15 protein-coding genes and 1 tRNA gene are annotated in these 15,795 nt (G+C 65.8%); 7 read left to right on the forward strand and 9 right to left on the reverse strand.

Annotated elements, in window-relative coordinates:
• Positions 1-113 precede the first annotated feature (113 nt).
• A complete protein-coding gene (locus GDH07_RS15015) occupies positions 114-485 on the reverse strand; it encodes a hypothetical protein (RefSeq protein WP_152898041.1) in 372 nt (123 codons plus the stop codon).
• Between the two features lie 128 nt (positions 486-613).
• Between GDH07_RS15015 and GDH07_RS15020 the strand changes: the two genes are divergently transcribed.
• Complete coding sequence (locus GDH07_RS15020; RefSeq protein ID WP_152898042.1) at positions 614-1,111, forward strand: hypothetical protein; 498 nt, start codon at positions 614-616, stop codon at positions 1,109-1,111.
• A 36-nt stretch (positions 1,112-1,147) separates the two neighbouring features.
• Here GDH07_RS15020 and GDH07_RS15025 read toward each other — a convergent pair whose 3' ends face one another.
• The 5 genes from GDH07_RS15025 to GDH07_RS15045 all read right to left on the reverse strand — a co-directional run bounded on the left by GDH07_RS15025 (position 1,148) and on the right by GDH07_RS15045 (position 8,708).
• Positions 1,148-3,274: a TonB-dependent receptor family protein gene (locus tag GDH07_RS15025; protein ID WP_152898043.1), complete on the reverse strand. Its 2,127-nt coding sequence runs from the start codon at positions 3,272-3,274 to the stop codon at positions 1,148-1,150.
• Positions 3,275-3,441: 167 nt separating this feature from the next.
• The gene (locus tag GDH07_RS15030) at positions 3,442-3,834 is read right to left on the reverse strand and encodes a VOC family protein (RefSeq protein ID WP_246195957.1); all 393 of its coding nucleotides are present in this window, start codon (positions 3,832-3,834) and stop codon (positions 3,442-3,444) included.
• Positions 3,835-3,928: 94 nt separating this feature from the next.
• Positions 3,929-5,500 (reverse strand): FGGY-family carbohydrate kinase, encoded by a 1,572-nt coding sequence (locus GDH07_RS15035; RefSeq protein WP_152898044.1) that lies wholly within the window; start codon positions 5,498-5,500, stop codon positions 3,929-3,931.
• A 13-nt stretch (positions 5,501-5,513) separates the two neighbouring features.
• On the reverse strand, positions 5,514-7,109 hold the full coding sequence (locus GDH07_RS15040) for a glycerol-3-phosphate dehydrogenase/oxidase (RefSeq protein ID WP_152898045.1): 1,596 nt from the start codon (positions 7,107-7,109) through the stop codon (positions 5,514-5,516).
• 3 nt (positions 7,110-7,112) lie between these two features.
• A complete protein-coding gene (locus GDH07_RS15045) occupies positions 7,113-8,708 on the reverse strand; it encodes an FAD-binding oxidoreductase (RefSeq protein WP_022644128.1) in 1,596 nt (531 codons plus the stop codon).
• A gap of 198 nt (positions 8,709-8,906) precedes the next feature.
• Between GDH07_RS15045 and GDH07_RS15050 the strand changes: the two genes are divergently transcribed.
• Both GDH07_RS15050 and GDH07_RS15055 read left to right on the forward strand, forming a co-directional pair.
• Positions 8,907-9,611 (forward strand): hypothetical protein, encoded by a 705-nt coding sequence (locus GDH07_RS15050; RefSeq protein ID WP_152898046.1) that lies wholly within the window; start codon positions 8,907-8,909, stop codon positions 9,609-9,611.
• Between the two features lie 169 nt (positions 9,612-9,780).
• Positions 9,781-9,855 (forward strand) — tRNA-Gln (locus GDH07_RS15055).
• Between the two features lie 31 nt (positions 9,856-9,886).
• On the opposite strand, the gene GDH07_RS15060 is transcribed toward GDH07_RS15055, so the two are convergent.
• On the reverse strand, positions 9,887-10,795 hold the full coding sequence (locus GDH07_RS15060) for a LysR family transcriptional regulator (protein ID WP_152898047.1): 909 nt from the start codon (positions 10,793-10,795) through the stop codon (positions 9,887-9,889).
• A 120-nt stretch (positions 10,796-10,915) separates the two neighbouring features.
• On the opposite strand from GDH07_RS15060, the gene GDH07_RS15065 reads away from it, so the two are divergent.
• Positions 10,916-12,121 carry an MFS transporter gene (locus GDH07_RS15065; RefSeq protein ID WP_152898048.1) on the forward strand — a complete coding sequence of 402 codons (1,206 nt, stop codon included), beginning with the start codon at positions 10,916-10,918 and terminating at the stop codon, positions 12,119-12,121.
• A gap of 92 nt (positions 12,122-12,213) precedes the next feature.
• Here the strand turns inward: GDH07_RS15065 and GDH07_RS15070 are convergent, their stop codons facing one another.
• Positions 12,214-12,633 (reverse strand): hypothetical protein, encoded by a 420-nt coding sequence (locus GDH07_RS15070; protein ID WP_152898049.1) that lies wholly within the window; start codon positions 12,631-12,633, stop codon positions 12,214-12,216.
• Between the two features lie 144 nt (positions 12,634-12,777).
• Between GDH07_RS15070 and GDH07_RS15075 the strand changes: the two genes are divergently transcribed.
• On the forward strand, positions 12,778-13,233 hold the full coding sequence (locus tag GDH07_RS15075) for a hypothetical protein (RefSeq protein ID WP_022644122.1): 456 nt from the start codon (positions 12,778-12,780) through the stop codon (positions 13,231-13,233).
• 52 nt (positions 13,234-13,285) lie between these two features.
• Here the strand turns inward: GDH07_RS15075 and GDH07_RS15080 are convergent, their stop codons facing one another.
• On the reverse strand, positions 13,286-13,852 hold the full coding sequence (locus GDH07_RS15080) for a TetR/AcrR family transcriptional regulator (protein WP_085598287.1): 567 nt from the start codon (positions 13,850-13,852) through the stop codon (positions 13,286-13,288).
• A 168-nt stretch (positions 13,853-14,020) separates the two neighbouring features.
• Here GDH07_RS15080 and GDH07_RS15085 point away from each other — a divergent pair, with 168 nt between their 5' ends.
• Together GDH07_RS15085 and GDH07_RS15090 are read left to right on the forward strand one after the other, a co-directional pair.
• Positions 14,021-14,818: a crotonase/enoyl-CoA hydratase family protein gene (locus GDH07_RS15085; protein ID WP_152898050.1), complete on the forward strand. Its 798-nt coding sequence runs from the start codon at positions 14,021-14,023 to the stop codon at positions 14,816-14,818.
• Positions 14,819-14,919: 101 nt separating this feature from the next.
• The gene (locus GDH07_RS15090; RefSeq protein ID WP_246195990.1) at positions 14,920-15,759 is read left to right on the forward strand and encodes an alpha/beta hydrolase family protein; all 840 of its coding nucleotides are present in this window, start codon (positions 14,920-14,922) and stop codon (positions 15,757-15,759) included.
• Positions 15,760-15,795: the final 36 nt, after the last annotated feature.

Below are 15,795 nucleotides of genomic sequence, written 5' to 3' on the forward strand. Positions count from 1 at the left end.
TCCTCCCGATCAACTCTCACACCTGGCCTGACGTCCATTCGTCAGGGCGGCGAATGTAAAGCACTCGGGGCAAGCTAGATAGCCTTATCGAACACGACCTTGAGCCGTGGCGGCTACTGCACCTCCAGCAGCCTGAACTGCAGCGGCGAAGCGGCCTGGCCTGGGCAATGGTCGGCCGTCAGGCTCAGCTCGCCGGGCCGGCCTGCGGACCACAGCCGGCACGTCACCCGCAGCGTGCCCGGCTGCTGGGTCGGGTAGCAGTCAAAGTCCACTCGCCCGCTCCTGTCGGGCGCCAGCGCCATCTCCCAGTCGGGTAGCGCGAGGCTGGCCAGGCAAGCCGCGCCAGCCTCGAGTTCCTCGAGCACTTCCTCATAAATCGCGGTGCTGATGCCGTACTGCGCCAAAGCACTGGATTCGCCGCCCTGGATCGCTCGCAGCAATCCGGCCAGCAAGTCGTAGATCCGTTGCAGGTCCCCTGCGTGCATGGTGGTTCTCCTGAAATTGCGCGGCGGCCATGCTAATGGATGTGCGCCCCGGCACCAACAGTCCGGCCTCGTCAAACCTCGCTGGCGCCCTGTACCCTACTGCCGACCCTTTTGCCCCTAGGACACCGATGAACAACCACCATGTTCCCCTGGCCAACGGCTGGACTGCCCGGTTCACCTACCGTGGCGAATTTCGCATGGGCGCCGAAGGCTGGAGCCTGCTCTTGGAAGGCCCCGGGCAACAGCGTATCGGTTACTTCGACAGCCAGATTGTGCTGGTCAACGACGAAGATGGCGCCCAGGCCCGCTCCTGCATCAGCCTCTCCGAGGACGGCACCCAGGGCTACCTGGCCATGGGGCCGGACCACGGCTGGGTGCTGGACTTCGCCCGGTCCATGCTTGCCCCGCACCGGGTGAACATCTACCACCACCATCCTGGCTACGATGAAAGCATCTCGGTCTGCGAACAACCGACCTTCAAGCGTGAGCGCCAGTACATCCGGGTGATCGGCAAGTTCATCTACCTGACCTTCCCCCTGACCCGGGACGAGGATTTCCCCAAGGTCTGGGAGGAGTACCTGGCGATACGCCGGCGGCAACTGGACGAGCTGTACTTTCGCAACTGACACGGCACGCCGTCGCGACCGGCACAACCATCGGCCTTAGCGCAGGCTCCAGGACATCCCGACATACACCCCCATGCCCTCACCCGGGGTCGAACGGGCGGCATCCTGGCCCTTGTCGTCGTAGCCCGGGGTGACGGTGGCGGCATAACGCTGGCCGGTCAGGTTGCGCAGGTCGACCCAGGCCTGCCAGTCGTTCTTCGGTGCGTTGTAGCCCAGGCTCGCGCCGAACAGCGCATAGGGGTCGGCGTAGTAGCTGTTGGCGTAGTCCACCGCCACCTTGGACACCAGCTGGGTGTTGACGGCGGCGAAGAAGCCCTGCGGCCAGTCGTAGCGCAACTCGCCCTGGTAGTAGTGCATCGGCAGGCCCGGCAGGCGGTTGCCGCCAAAGCGTGGATCGTCGCGGTAGTGGAAGTCGCTGAAGGTGTAGGCCTGGCGCAGGCCCAGGCGCCCTACTCCGGGCCGCGACCATAGCTCGCTCTCCAGGCTGGCCTCCACCCCCTGGTGCACCGTGGGGCTGGCGTTGAGTTCATAAGGCATGGTGGCGTTGGCATCCGGCCATACCGACAACAGCTCATGACGAACCTGGGCGTAGTACCAGGCCAGGCTCCACTGGCCCAGGAGACTGTCGCCACGGCCACCCAGCTCCAGGGTGGTGGCGGTCTGGTTCTGCAGCTTGATCGGGTCGCGCTGGGTTCCCGTGGCGACGCCGCTGCCGGTCGGGAAGCGAATGTTGGAGCTATAGATCAGCGACCAGGGATGCGGCGCCTCCACCGAACGGCTGAGGTTGCCGAACAGCTGCACATCGCGGTTCAACTGGTAGCGCAAGCCCAGGCGCGGGGCATAGTCCCAGTCGCCGAGGCTGGTCTTGCCGCCGCCCTCGGGATAGGTCACTGCACTCTCGCGGCGGGTGTAGATGGCCGCCAGGCCGGTGGTCAGCCACAGGTCGTCGGCGATCTCCAGATCATTGCTGAAATGCACGACGCTGTCCGAACCCTGGTAGGTGAAATTGCGCATCCGCGTGCCCGGTGCGTAACCACTGGTATTGCCGGTGGGGATACGCACGAACTCGCTGGCGCCGTCGTTAGGCAGGTGCTTGGTCACCCGCAGGCCCAGGGTGCTGCGGCTCTCCAGGCCCCAGAGGGTGTCGCGGCGCTTGTAGTCGAGGGTGCCGCTGACATCGCTGTAGGCCACCTTCAGGCGGTTGGGGCCTTCGCGCAGGTCCATGGGGTAGTCGTGGTAGACCAGGCCGGCCTGCAGGCTCGAATCGTCATCGATATACCAGGTGGTCTTGTTGCCGACGAAGGTACTGCCAGGCTGCTTGCGCCGGTCGTCCCGGGACACATAGGCCGGGTTGGCCGCCCTGGGGGAATGCTCGATGGAATGCTTGGTCACCCGCCCGGCCAGGTCGTTGTCGGTCTGCCGGTAGCGCAGGTAGAAACGGGTTTCCAGGTTCGGGTTCAAGCGATAGCCAAAGTTGGCCATGACTCCCCGGCTGTCGCTGGCGGTATGGCGCTGGTAGCCGTCGGCATTGGAATCGGTCAGCGAGACGTAGTAGTCGAAGTCCCCCAGCACTTGCCCGGAACTGACCTGGCGCTGCTGGTAACCGTGGCTGCCGGTGACGTAGCGCACCTGCAACAGCGGCGCGTCGTAGCCGGTATGGCTGATGTAGTCGATGGCGCCGCCCAGGGCCAAGGCGCCGCGGTCGAAACCGTTGGCCCCGCGTAGCACCTCCACGCGGTCGACCCACAGTGGCTCCAGCAACTCGTAGGGGGTACCGCCGGGGCCGGTCAGGGGCAGGCCGTCGAGCATGGTGTAGAGCCCCGAGGCGTGGGCCCCGGGGGCACGGTTGATGCCCGAGCCACGGATCGAGATCTTCACCCCTTCGTTGCCCGCCGATTGGGCATAGACCCCTGGCTGGTAGGCCAGCACGTCCTGGTTGCTGGCCACCCGGCCCTGCAATGGCCGGCTCATCTGTACCAGGTTGCTCCCGCCGGGAACCTGGGCCAGCCGCGCCCGGGCTTCTTCAGCCCCCTGCCCGGCGTCCTCCTGGCCTTGTCCCAGGACCTGCGCCGGAGCCAGTTCCAGGCCCCCGGGCTCGGCCATGGCCGGACAGGCAAGGGCCAGGCCCAACAAAGTGGTGGGCAGGGTTCTGGGCGAAAGCATCGGTACGACTCCGGCGTGGGCAATGGACAATGAAGGTTGCGACGCAGGAAGGAACGAAGAGAACACAGGCCGATTTGGCTTTTTTTGCCAGGACGCGGGCGCGACCTGGCGCGAGGGAGCATGGAGCGGTGGCAGGCGAGCCTCGACGCCCGCCTGCCCGGACCGGATCAGCCCGGAACCGGCTGGCCCTGCATGAACGCCAGGTAGTAGCCGTTGCAGTCGCGGATGCCGAACTCGCGAGTGCCGTAGGGCATGTCCTGCAGGGGCCAGGCAATATCGGCCCGCTCCTTGATCGAATCGAAATAGGCCTGCACATCCTCCAGGGCGAAATACAGGGTCCCGGTACAACCCGGGGCGCTGCCCCACAGGTCCTGCTCGGTGAACGTCAGTCGACAGTCCTGCAACTGCACCAACAGCGTCGACTCCGCGCCATCGCTGACGGCGAAGCCGAGTATCCGCTGGTAATGCTCACGGGTGCGGGACAGGTCATTGCAGCGCAGCAGGCAGGTCAGCGGCATCTCGGACTCCAGGGGCGGCCGGCACGGCGATGGCTTCGCCATGCATCAGGGATCATGCAGCAGGGGAAAGACGCCACCTTAGCAGCAAACGCCCTCCCCCTGGAGCCAGCCCCGCTTGCCGCCGCCGGGGCCGATCTCAGGCCGGATAACCGGTGATCTCGCGAATGCTCTGGTACAGCGGCTTGAGCTGGCGATACATGCGCAAATACACCTGGCTGTACAGCCGCTGGTACATCTGCCGGGCCTGGGGCTGGGGCTCGAATACCGCGCCGACCCGGGTCATGGCGCTGATGGCCGTGGAAAAGTCCGGGTACAGCCCCAACCCCACCGCGCAGGCGATCACCGCGCCCAGTCCCGAGGCCTCGTAGACATGCGGGCGCTCCACCGGCAGGCCGAAGATATCGGCGGTCAGTTGCATCGCCGCATCGCTCTGGGAACCGCCACCGGCCACCCGCAGGCGGGTGATCTTGAGCTTCGAGCGTTTCTCCATGCGCTCCATGCCCTGGCGCAGGGCGTAGGCCAGGCCCTCGAGGATCGCCCGGTAGATATGCGCCCGGGTGTGCACGTCGCCGAAACCGATCATCGCGCCCTTGGCCTCCATCCCCGGCTCACGGATACCCGGCGACCAGTAGGGTTGCAGGGTCAGGCCCATGGACCCCGGCGGCACTGCCTGGACCAGGGCGTCGAACAACTGTTCCGGCTCCAGCCCCTGCTCCGCCGCCTGCTGCACCTCGCGCAGGCCGAACTGCTGCTTGAACCAGCTGACCATCCAATAGCCACGGAAGATCATCACCTCGCAGTTGTAGTGATCCGGCACCGCTGCCGGATACGGCGGAATCAGCGGCACCACCTCCAGGTAACGCGAGCGGGTGGTGGTGATGGTGGCCGTGGTGCCGTAGGAGACGCAGGCCGTGGTGGAATCCTGGACCCCGGAACCCAGCACCTCGCAGGCCTTGTCGGCTCCCGCGGCAATCAGCGGCAGGCCCTCGGGAATGCCGGTGTGGCGACTGGCCTCGGCGGTGATCCGACCCAGGGTTTCACCAGGCTTGTGCAGGGTCGGCAGTTGTTCGCGGCGTACCGCCAGGGCCTGCCATTTCCAATCGCTGGGGGCGGCCCAGCGCAGGCGCTTGTAGTCGAACGGCAGGTAGGCCACGCAGCACCCCACCGAGTCGACGAAATTGCCGGTCAGGCGATGGGTGAGAAACCCCGACAACAGCAGGAACTTGTCGGTGGCGGCCCAGATGTCCGGCTGCTTCTGCGCCACCCAGTTGGCTTCGGCCTGGGCGCGGAAGTAATCCACCGTGGCCTCGGCGCCAATCAGCTTGAACAGCCAGCTCCAGGGCCCCTTGAGCTGGCCCTCGAGTTCGGCCTGGCGCTGGTCCAGCCAGAGGATCGCCGGGCGCAGCGCCCGCCCCTGGGCATCGACGTTGATCAGGGTGCCGCGCTGGGTGGTCAGGGACACCCCGCGGATCTGCGAACGGTCGATGCCGGTCTGCTGCCAGAGGATCTGGCAGGCTTCGCCGAGCTTGGCCCAGTAGTAGTCCGGGTCCTGTTCGGCCCAACCGGGCTGGGTCGAGTAGTAGGCCTCCAGCTCCACCTTGCCCTTGCCGATCAGGTTGCCCTGAAGGTCGAACAGCAGCGCGCGCACGCTCTGGGTTCCGTTATCGATAGCCAGCAGGTAGTCCCGCTTGTTGTTGTGATTATCCATGGGGCTCTCTTGTTTAGGCATCAGTGCTGGGCAAGCTGTGGTGGCGTTGCCACAGGGCGAGGTAACGCTGTTCTTCGGCTTGCCAATGGGCGTCGCTCCAGCCCAGGCGCTCCTGGCACAGGTTGCGGATGGCTGGCAGGTAGCTGGCACCGCCTTTGGCCAGCAACAGGCCCAGGCGCGTGCGGCGCAGCAGCAGGTCGTCCAGGTGCAGGACCATTTCCGCCTCGGCGGCAAAGGCCAGTTCGGCCCACAGGGTGTCGCTGGCGCCGACGCACTCGTGGCCCAACTGCTCCACCAACTGCGCCAGCCGCGGCAGGTCACGGCCATGGCGCCCGGCCAGGCGCCGTAGCTGGGCGCCGCTGAGCCCGGCAATCTCCACCGCCGGTACCGGGGCGAACACCGGGGCGCCGTCGTCGCTGACACTGCGTCCGATCATCGCCCCACAAGCGGCCAGCACCTCGATGGCCTGGGGCCGGAAGGTGGTGAGCTTGCCGCCGGCCAGGGTCACGCATCCCGGCTCCTGCCACAGCACATGCTCGCGGGTTTCGTTGGAGGGCTTGCCCTGGGAGTCCGCACCGCCCGCGGCTACCACCGGGCGCACCCCGGACCAGGTCGAAAGCACGTCGCTGGCAACGATCCGCGCCTCGGGAAACTGCTGGGCACAGGCCGCCAGCAGGTAATGCAGTTCCTGCTGGCTGATGCTGGCGCTCAGGTCCAGGTCTTCGCGATGGTCCAGGTCGGTGGTACCGACCACGGTGGCGCCTTCCCAGGGGAAGACGAACACTGGCCGGCGATCCTCGGCATGCATGAAACTGAAGGCATGGGCCACTGGCAGCCGCCAACCCGGCAGCAACAAGTGGCTGCCACGCAACGGCCGCAGTTGACGCCCGGCATCCGCCGGACGCAAACGCTCGGCCCAGGCGCCTGTGGCCACCGCCAGGCTCTCGCTGCGCAGCTGGCGTGGCGCACCGCCTTCGCTGTCATCGATCTCGACCCCGCAGACCCGCCCCTTCTCGCGCAACAAACCGGTCACCCGCACGCCGTTCAACGCCAGGGCGCCATCGGCCCGGGCCTCGGCCAATACCCGCATCACCAGCCGCGCATCGTCGGTCAGGGCGTCGAGAAAACAGGTGCCGCCCAAGAGGCCCGGTTCCTTGACCCCAGGCGCCAGGAACTGCAACTGCCCGGCATCGTGGAACCTGTGGTTGCGCCGCCCGGCCAGGGCGTCGTAGAGGCTCAGCAGACTGCCGAACACCCGTGGGCCGGGGAACTGGCCCAGGTAATGGGGCATCAGGAAGCTCATGGGGTCCACCAGCCCGGGAGCCTCTTGCAACAAGCGCTGGCGCTCGCGCACCGAGTCCCGGGTCAGGCGCCACTGGCCCTTGGCGATGTAGCGCAAGCCGCCATGGACCATCTTCGAAGACCGGCTGGAGGTGCCCCAGGCGAAATCCCGCTGCTCCAGCAACAGGCAACGCCAGCCACGCCGGGCCGCCTCACGCAGGATCCCGGCGCCGCTGATGCCGCCGCCGATCACGATCAAGTCCCAGCTCTGCGCCGCCAGGCTCGGCAGCGCCTGTTGCCGCCATTGGCCGTTCCAGTCCTGGCCCATGCCTCACTGCTCCAGCAAGGTGCCGGGGTTGAGGCGCCCGGCCGGATCGAAGTGCCGGCCCAAGGCCTGCAGGGTGTCCATGGCCAGCGCGCCTTTCTCCAGCGGCAGGTAGGGCGCGTGGTCCTTGCCCACCCCGTGCTGATGGCTGATGGTGCCCCGGTGCTCGACGATGGTCTGGCTGGCGCCATGCTTGAGCGCCTGCCAGCGGGCCAGGGTCGCCGGGTACTGCTGGTCCGGACGGAACACGTAGGTTGTGTAGATGCTCGAGCCTTCGCCATAGACGTGGGACAAGTGAGTGAACACATGCACCTGTTCGCCCTCGGCGGCCAGGCCGTCGCGCAGGCTGTCCTCGATGCGTTGCAGCAAGGTATCGACATTGCTCCAGTCGGTAGCGGTTTCCAGGGTGTCCACCAGGTAACCGGCATTCCACAGGCTTTCGCGCAGGTAGGGGAAACGGAAGCGGTTCTGCGCCCACTTCTTGCCCAGCAGGGTGCCGGTGAACACCCCGCCAAAGGCCTTCAAATGCTGGCGCGCCTGGCGCAAGGACAAGGCGTTCTGCCGGCGATTGCCGGTTACGCCGAAGGTCAACAGGCACTTGCCCTGGCCCGCGCCCCGCAGCGCCAGGTACTTTTCCAGCCAGGCGATCTGCGTCGGGTGGCCGGCCAGGGCCAGTTGGGTCTCGGTCTCCACGGCGTTGGACAGGCGCAGCATCGACAACGGCACCCGGGCCTGGGCCAAGACCCGCACAGCCTGCAGGGCCTGGGTCCAGTCCGGCAGGAACACCCCGTAGAAACGCTCGTCGTCCGGCAAGCGGCTGACCCGTACCTTGACCTCGGAAATGATCCCGAAGCGCCCTTCGCTGCCCAGTACCACTTCACGCAGGTCAGGACCGGCGGCGGAGGCCGGGAACGTGGCGATCGGCATCGGTCCGGCGAAGGTCTCCAGGGTGCCACCGGCGAACAATTGCTCGATACGCCCGTAGCGCAGCGATTGCTGGCCGCTGGAACGGCTGGCTACCCAGCCGCCGAGGGTCGACAACTCCCAGGACTGCGGGAAGTGCCCGAGGGTGTAGCCCCGGGCGCGCAACTGGCTCTCCACCTGGGGGCCACTGGCACCGGGGCCGAAGGTGGCCAGCAGGCTGTCTTCATCCAGGTCCAGCAGGCGACTCATGCGCGCCAGGGACACCGTCAGCACCGGCCGCTCGGACCAGGCCGGGTTGATGTGGCCGGCCACCGAGGTGCCGCCGCCATAGGGGATCAGGCACAGGTCGCGCTCCTCGGCCATGGCCAGCAGTTGGCGAATCTGCCCGGCGCTTTCCGGAAACGCCACCGCATCCGGATAGACCCCCAGCTCGCCTTCACGCAACGCCAGCCAGTCCGCCAGGCTTTGGCCTCGGGCGTGCAACAGCCGCTCCTGGGGCTCGATGCTGTACAGCGGGTGGGCCGGCAACCGCGATGCAGGTACCCGGGCCAGGGCCTGTTCCAGGGAAGCTTCCGGCAACCTGAATCCCGGCCCCAGGCGCTCGGCGAGAAAGCCCGCGCCTTCGGCCGGCAATTCGACCACCGTGGATGCATCCCCCCAGCCATTCCAGCGTCGCATGCGTATGTCCTTCTGCTGTTCTTATAGGTCTTGCGTAAGGCTCCCTATACTAGTGCGCCGCTGCCACCTGTCACGGTCGCATCGAGCCAGTTGGTGTAGCCGATTGAGTCAGCCACGCCTGCGCCAGGAGCGAAACAGGTGACAAGTCGCCTGTGCTGCCGAACAATCCCCTACCCGTCCCCTGGATCGAATCGCCCCATGCCCGCCTCGCTGAGAACCTGCTCCCCGCTGTTCTGGTCACCGGACCTGGGCATCGACTATGGCGCTGCGACGCTGAGCCTGCGCGACCTGCTGCCGCAAGTAGGCCAGGGCATCTCGGCGTTCTTCGAGCCGCAGGATCGGCTGCTGGTCGGTGAGACCCTGCAGTTGATCTGGCACCCACCCGTGAGCGACATCAACGGCTGGAGCGAACAACCTTCGGAACTGGCCCACAGCCACTTGCTGCAGGTCAGGGTCAGCGGGGCGCAGCAGCCACCCGCCCAGCCGATGCATGACCTGCATCGGGGCAGGCAGCGCTTTGCCTTGCAGGTCCTGGCCTGCACCCCACTGCTGGCGGCCCTCAAGGCCCAGCCGCTGGACCAGCAGGCCTGGAGCCTGCCCGGCATCGGCAGGCCGCAGGGCGCTTGCCTGAGTTGGGATGAAGCCCTCTGGTGCGGGCGCGCCGACGTCGGCGGATTGACTTGCCTGAGCGCCGCCAACGGCAGCGAAGGCATGATGGAAATGATCCTGGAGATCATCGGTGACCAGGTCAGCGGGTTGTTATCGGTGCATCTGGGCCCTGGCGGGAACACTTATGAATTTGGTCGGCGAGTGCTCGCGGGTGCGGAGCTCATTGCCATTCGCCGGGCCCTGGAGCACGCCCGGCCGCTGCAGGACACCCAGGACGCCTACCTCGTGGGTTGAGTGTCAATCGAGGAAAAAACTCCCGGGCAAGACTAAGCAGCTGTTTTCAAACCGATTTTTTTTGCGCTGGGGGCTTCCCAAACCGCCGGCGAGTTGTTAAATTTGCGCCCGTTCTTGCAGCGGTCCTCCCCGGACCGGCACTTCAAGCAAGTAACGTCGCAACAGCTACAGGGGCGTCGCCAAGCGGTAAGGCAGCAGGTTTTGATCCTGCCATGCGTTGGTTCGAATCCAGCCGCCCCTGCCATTTTTCTTCCTCGTTGTTCCTTCATCATTGTTCATTCCTCCAGGCTTCGCGCCAGGAACTCCAGCATCGCGTTGACCTTGGGCAATCCCTGCCGGCTCTTCATCCATAGCAGGTTGATCGTCTGCCCCCGGGTCGCCAAATGCGGCAAGACTTCCACCAGGCTGCCATCCTGCAGTTGGCGCTTGACCAGCCACGACGGCAGGTGGGCGATGCCATAGCCGCCCAGCACCGCCATCAGCAAGCCCTCCCCCGCACCCACCACGCAACTGGCCGTAACCGACCGGCGCTCGATCTGCCCCGGCTCGTCGGTGGCGAAGCTCCAGGGGTGCACGCGCCCGTCCGCCCAGCCATAGGCGATGCACTGGTGTCGCTCCAGGTCGGCGATCACCGCTGGTTCGCCACGTTGCGCCAGGTAACCCGGGGCGGCACAGAACAGGTATTGCTCGGTTCCCAGGTGCCGATGCCCAAGCTCCGCCGGCCACAGGTCGGGGCCACCCAAGCGCACGGCGATATCGACCCCGGCCTCGATGGGATTGGCCAGATGCTCGGAGAAGGTCACATGGGGCTGCAACTGCGGATGCTCCCGGGCAAATTCGAGAATCGGCCCCAGGACCTGGGCCCGGCCGAATGCCCCCGGCAGGTCGATGCGCAGCTTGCCGCGCAGCTCATGCTGTTGCACCTGCAGCTCGAGCTCGGCCTCTTCCAGTTCGGCCAGCACGCCACTGCAAGTACGGTAGAACGCCAGGCCGGCATCGGTCAGGGCCAGGCTGCGGGTGGTACGCCGGAACAATCGCGCCTGCAGCCGCGCTTCCAGGCGGGCGATGGCCTTGCTGATGGCCGACGCCGTGAGGTTCAAGCGTTCGCCGGCCGCCTTGAAGCTGCCACAGTCGGCCACGCAGACAAACACGTCGATACCCTTCAAGCGTTCGGAGGAAAACATTTGGCATCCTGTCTATTAATGAATCTGATTCACCTCAGTCGATAAAAAGCATCATAAAACAGAACCAGATTCCACAGTAAGCTGATCAGCACTCCATCGGTATCACTGCAAGAGGCACAGATGCTGCACACCCTGAAACACTATCCGGCGGCCCTCAACCTGATGTTGGCCGGCACCCTGGTGCTGACGCTGGCCCGGGCGGTGACCCTGCCCTACCTGGTGATCTACCTGGCAGGCAGCTTCCAGCTGAATGTCGCCGAAATCGGCCTGGTGCTGGGCAGCAGCCTGATCATCGGATCGGTGTTGAGCCTCTATGGCGGTTTCCTGGTGGACAGGATGGCCAACCATCGATTGGTCCTGTACTGCTGCGCGGTATTCACCCTGGGCTTCGTCGGTAGCTTCGCCGCCCGCAGCCTCTGGTCGTTCTACCTGTGCCTGCTGGCGATCAACCTGGCCTACGCAGTGTTCGATATCGCCATCAAGGCCGGCCTTGCCCGGCAGCTCCCGGAAAACCAGCGCAGCACGGGGTTTTCCATCAAATACACCCTGACCAACATCGGTTACGCGATCGGCCCGTTCCTTGGCGCCGGGCTGGCCAAGCTGGATATCAGCCTGCCCTTCGTGCTGTCCGCAGCCTTGGGTGGCGGGTTCTTCTGCCTGTACCTGGCCCGAGGCGAGCGAGTCCCGCTCGTCACTGAACCCGCCCAGCCACCCCTGGCGTTCCTGGCCCTGGGCAAGCAATTGCTGGCGGACTACCGCCTGGTCTGCTTCACCCTGGGCGGCCTGCTCAGCGCCGTGGTCTTCGGCCAGTTCTCGGCCTACCTGTCGCAGTACCTGGTGATCACCACATCGGCTGAGGTTGCCTACACCACCATCAGCACCCTGGTGGCCACCAACGCACTGTTGGTGATCTGCCTGCAGTACGCCATTGGCCGGCGCATCCTGCGCCAGCACCTGAACCTGTGGCTGGCCACGGGCCTGGGCCTGTTCCTGCTGGGCATCGGCGGCTTCGCCATGGCCAGCAACCTGGCGCTGTGGGTGCTGGCCATGGCCGTGTTCACCCTGGGCGAAATCATCGTCTTTCCCGCCGAGTACATGTTCATTGACTGCATCGCCCCCGAGCACCTGCGCGGGCTGTACTACGGCGCACAGAACCTGTCCAACCTCGGCGGCGCCCTGGGACCGATGTTCTGCGGCCTGGTCCTGGCCAGCCAGCCCCCCCAGGCGATCTTCTGGATGCTGGGCTTGTTCGTCGTCGGCGGCGGGCTGTTCTACTGCCTGGGCGCCGCCAACCTCGGGCAGGCGCAAGCCAGGCCTGCGGACTGAAGGGCAGTGCTCGGGCGGTGCCTGGCCAAGTCGGTTCGCCAAGTCTCGATCGCCAACGGCACCGTCAAGAGGCTTCCCATCGGTTCGCTGAATCAGTCGTCATCATCCAGCCCCAATACCCTGCGTCTCACCTGCCGGGCAATCGCCCCTCGTCCCTTGCCTCGACCGCGGTTGTGCAAGGCCAGGTTCCATTTGGCGGTGACGTCCTCCCAACGTTCCACCGACTCGACCTGCCGATGCCCGGGACCGGTTTCGATGGCGAAATCGATGAAGCCTTCGTCCTGGGTCAACAAAGTGCCGAACAGGCTGGGCATTCCCGGAAAGTCCACTTCAAGCTTGATGACGATGCTTGACGACCAATCCACCCCGCGAGTCGCCGCGTAGTCACTCAACGCCAACGGCAGGTTTCCCTCTTGCCAGGCCCGTGCCGTGGATTCGATCCAATGGGCATCCAGGGCATTCTGCTCCTGGACGCTCAACTGGCGCTTGCGCAACAAACGGGCAATGTCCATCTCGATTCTTCCTGCTGACTGCGCCAGGGAGAGCGCTCCACGGCCGCGCGTCTTGATATCCAATTCATAACCCGCTGCCAGGCCTTCACAACCCCTGCTGCGTCCCGTTCCTCTGTGCATCTCCCCTGCAAAGAGCGATGCCCCATGAAAAACACCCAATTGAGCCAGTTGATCCTCAACGACCACGCCCGCATCGAAGCAGCCATCAGTACCGGAGCCGCCTGGGAAGTGTGGTTCCAGGTGGAATTCCTGATGCTGTTGCGCGCGGCCCACCTGAGCGCCGCCCGGGAAGTGCCCTATCCGAAGCCCAATCAGGACCTGCGCCTGGATGTCCTGGCGCGCCAGGGCGTCGAAGACTACGCCATCGAGCTGAAGGTCGAGAGCGCCACCAATGCCGGTAACCGGCTGCTGGCCGAAACTCGCAAGGACATCACCAAACTGACCAAGTACACCGAACCGGTGGAAGCCCGCTGGGCAGTGGCCCTGGGATACAGCGACGTGGCCAAGCACGGTCTGCGGGACTTTGCCACGGCCAACAAGACCTGGGTCATCTACCACGAGGCCGGCTACATGGGCTGCATGATCGCCACGGTTCCCTGACCCCCGGCCTGTGGCGGCTGTGCGGCTGTGCGCCCGTGCGCAGCCGCCGCGGCTACAGGCCCTCGCCGAGGCTCGCCAGGGCCCGCCGGGTCACCTGTTCGATATAGGCCGGCTCGCCATAGATCCGCGCGAGCAAGATCGCCCCTTCGTAGTCCGCCACCAACTGCCTTCCCATGGCCAGCGCCTGCTCCGGTTCGTACCGGGCAACGAACAACTGGGCCAGGGCCTTGGCCCAATCATCGAGAAAGGCCCGGATCGGCTGCATCAGCTCGCTCTTGCCATAGGTCGCATCCACCGCGATCACCCCCATCAGGCAACCGATGGCCCCATCCTGGAACAGCTTCATGGACTTGCGCCCGATCTTTTCCAGGCGCTGGCCCGGGGTGAGTTGCTCATCGAAAGCCACGGCGAACAAGCTCCCGGCGATGACCTGGTGGGTCTGCTCCAGCACATCGCGCAACAGCGATTCCTTGTTCGGGTAATGGTGATAGAACGAGGCCTTGGTCAGGCCACAAGCGGCGGCCAGGGTATCCATGGTCGTGCCGTGATACCCCAGGCGCTTGAAGGTGCTGGCGCAGCGCTGGAGCAGTTCGTCGCGGGAAATCTTCGGGGGGCGCATGGCTCATTCCTGGGCGGGATCACGGCCAGTGATTCTAAGGTATAAGCGGCCCTGCCTCAATTTGACGTTTACCGAATGTTTGTTTAGTTTCAATAACCGAACGCTTGGTCAATAACTCGCCAGGCGCTCGCTCACTCAACCAACAACGCATTTCAGGAGAACGCCAAGATGAACCAAGCCACTAGCACAGCAGGTCGGGTCACCCGGGAGCAACGAGGCCAGGTGCTGTTGATCGGCCTGGACCGGGCCACCAAGCGCAACGCTTTCGACAGCGCCATGCTCGAGGACCTGTCCCGGGCCCTGGGCGAATACGAGCGCGATGAACAACTGCGCTGCGCGGTGCTGTTCGCCCACGGCGAGCACTTCACCGCCGGGCTGGACCTGATGGAGCTGACGCCGAAGCTGGCCAGTGGCGGCATCGCCTACCCCGAAGACGGCATCGATCCCTGGGGCGTGATCGGGCCACGGCGCAGCAAACCGGTGGTGATTGCGGTACAGGGCGCCTGCTGGACCGCCGGCATCGAGTTGCTGCTCAATGCCGATATCGCCATCGCCGCCAGCAATGCACGCTTCGCCCAGCTGGAAGTGCTGCGCGGCATCTCCCCGGCCGGTGGCGCCACACTGCGCTTTCCCCGGGTGGCCGGCTGGACCCGGGCCATGCGCTACATGCTCACCGGCGAGGAGTTCGACGCGGCCACGGCCCTGGACATGGGCCTGCTGGTCGAGGTAGTGGCCCCTGAACACCTGCTGGCCCGGGCCATCGACTACGCCGAGCGCATCGCCAAGGCGGCGCCGTTGGCAGTCAGGGCGACCTTGCAGTCGGCCTTCCTCGCCCTGGAGCAGGGAGAAGAGGCGGCCCTGGCCCAGCTCAACCCGCAGCTCATGCAGCAGGTGCGCAGCGAGGATGCTCGCGAGGGCGTGATGGCCATGCTACAAAAACGCCAGCCCGTGTTCCTCGGCCGTTGAACCACCCGGCCCGCTCCCAAACCTCTGCCTCAAGGATGCCTGTATTGAACATTGCAGTCCGTACCGATCAGCCGTCCGCCAGCAGCGAGCCGTTGACCCTGATGGCCGCCGATGGCTATCGCCTGGGCGCCCTGCGCTATCCGGCCATCGGCACCGCCAGGGGCAACTTGCTCCTGGCCAGCGCCGCCGGTGTCCAGCAGCGCTTCTACCGGCGCTTCGCCGAACATGCCGCGCGCCGCGGTTTCAACGTGCTGACCCTGGACTACCGGGGCATCGGCCAATCCCGCGCCGGGAGCCTCAAGGGGTTTGCCATGTCCTTCCTGGACTGGGCCTACCAGGACCTGGCAGCGGCCGTGGAACTGCTGCGCCACGACGCACTGCCCTTGTACTGGGTCGGGCACTCCTTCGGCGGCCACGCCTTCGGCCTGCTACCCAACCACCAGGCCGTCAGCGCCTGCTACAGCCTGGGTAGCGGCGCCGGCTGGAGCGGCTGGATGCACTGGCGCGAGGCGCTGAAAATGCGCCTGCTATGGAAGCTCGTCCTGCCACCGCTGGTGGCATACAAGGGCTACATGGCCTGGAGCCTCCTGGGCATGGGCGAGGACCTGCCGCTGGGGGTCTACCGCGACCTCAAGCGCTGGTGCGAATACCCGCACTACTACTTCGACGACCCGCAGATGGCCCACCTGGCCGAGCTCTACGCCAGCGTACGCACACCCTGCCTGTTCGCCACCTCGGTGGACGATCCCTGGGCCCCGCCGCGCTCGCTGGATGCCTTCGCCAAGGGCTACTGCAACGCCCCCATGACCCGGCTCGACCTCAAGCCGCCAGCCGGCGCCCGCCCCTATGGCCATATGGGTTACTTCCGCGACGATGCCCAGCCCCTGTGGGACGATATCCTCGACTGGCTGCTGGGCCAGCCCACCCCGCTGCCGAACTGATCCGGACAAAAAAGGGGCGATCGATGATCGCCCCCA

Origin of the sequence: Pseudomonas piscis (assembly GCF_009380155.1) — a bacterium.
In the GTDB taxonomy this organism is placed as follows: Bacteria; Pseudomonadota; Gammaproteobacteria; order Pseudomonadales; family Pseudomonadaceae; genus Aquipseudomonas; species Aquipseudomonas piscis.

Excerpts from the sequence above, each read along its gene's own strand:
- GDH07_RS15015 (WP_152898041.1), bottom strand. The coding sequence starts at position 485 with ATGCACGCAGGGGACCTGCAACGGATCTACGACTTGCTGGCCGGATTG.
- GDH07_RS15020 (WP_152898042.1), top strand. The coding sequence starts at position 614 with ATGAACAACCACCATGTTCCCCTGGCCAACGGCTGGACTGCCCGGTTC.
- GDH07_RS15025 (WP_152898043.1), bottom strand. The coding sequence starts at position 3,274 with ATGCTTTCGCCCAGAACCCTGCCCACCACTTTGTTGGGCCTGGCCCTT.
- GDH07_RS15030 (WP_246195957.1), bottom strand. The coding sequence starts at position 3,834 with ATGGCGAAGCCATCGCCGTGCCGGCCGCCCCTGGAGTCCGAGATGCCG.
- GDH07_RS15035 (WP_152898044.1), bottom strand. The coding sequence starts at position 5,500 with ATGGATAATCACAACAACAAGCGGGACTACCTGCTGGCTATCGATAAC.
- GDH07_RS15040 (WP_152898045.1), bottom strand. The coding sequence starts at position 7,109 with ATGGGCCAGGACTGGAACGGCCAATGGCGGCAACAGGCGCTGCCGAGC.
- GDH07_RS15045 (WP_022644128.1), bottom strand. The coding sequence starts at position 8,708 with ATGCGACGCTGGAATGGCTGGGGGGATGCATCCACGGTGGTCGAATTG.
- GDH07_RS15050 (WP_152898046.1), top strand. The coding sequence starts at position 8,907 with ATGCCCGCCTCGCTGAGAACCTGCTCCCCGCTGTTCTGGTCACCGGAC.
- GDH07_RS15060 (WP_152898047.1), bottom strand. The coding sequence starts at position 10,795 with ATGTTTTCCTCCGAACGCTTGAAGGGTATCGACGTGTTTGTCTGCGTG.
- GDH07_RS15065 (WP_152898048.1), top strand. The coding sequence starts at position 10,916 with ATGCTGCACACCCTGAAACACTATCCGGCGGCCCTCAACCTGATGTTG.
- GDH07_RS15070 (WP_152898049.1), bottom strand. The coding sequence starts at position 12,633 with ATGGACATTGCCCGTTTGTTGCGCAAGCGCCAGTTGAGCGTCCAGGAG.
- GDH07_RS15075 (WP_022644122.1), top strand. The coding sequence starts at position 12,778 with ATGAAAAACACCCAATTGAGCCAGTTGATCCTCAACGACCACGCCCGC.
- GDH07_RS15080 (WP_085598287.1), bottom strand. The coding sequence starts at position 13,852 with ATGCGCCCCCCGAAGATTTCCCGCGACGAACTGCTCCAGCGCTGCGCC.
- GDH07_RS15085 (WP_152898050.1), top strand. The coding sequence starts at position 14,021 with ATGAACCAAGCCACTAGCACAGCAGGTCGGGTCACCCGGGAGCAACGA.
- GDH07_RS15090 (WP_246195990.1), top strand. The coding sequence starts at position 14,920 with ATGGCCGCCGATGGCTATCGCCTGGGCGCCCTGCGCTATCCGGCCATC.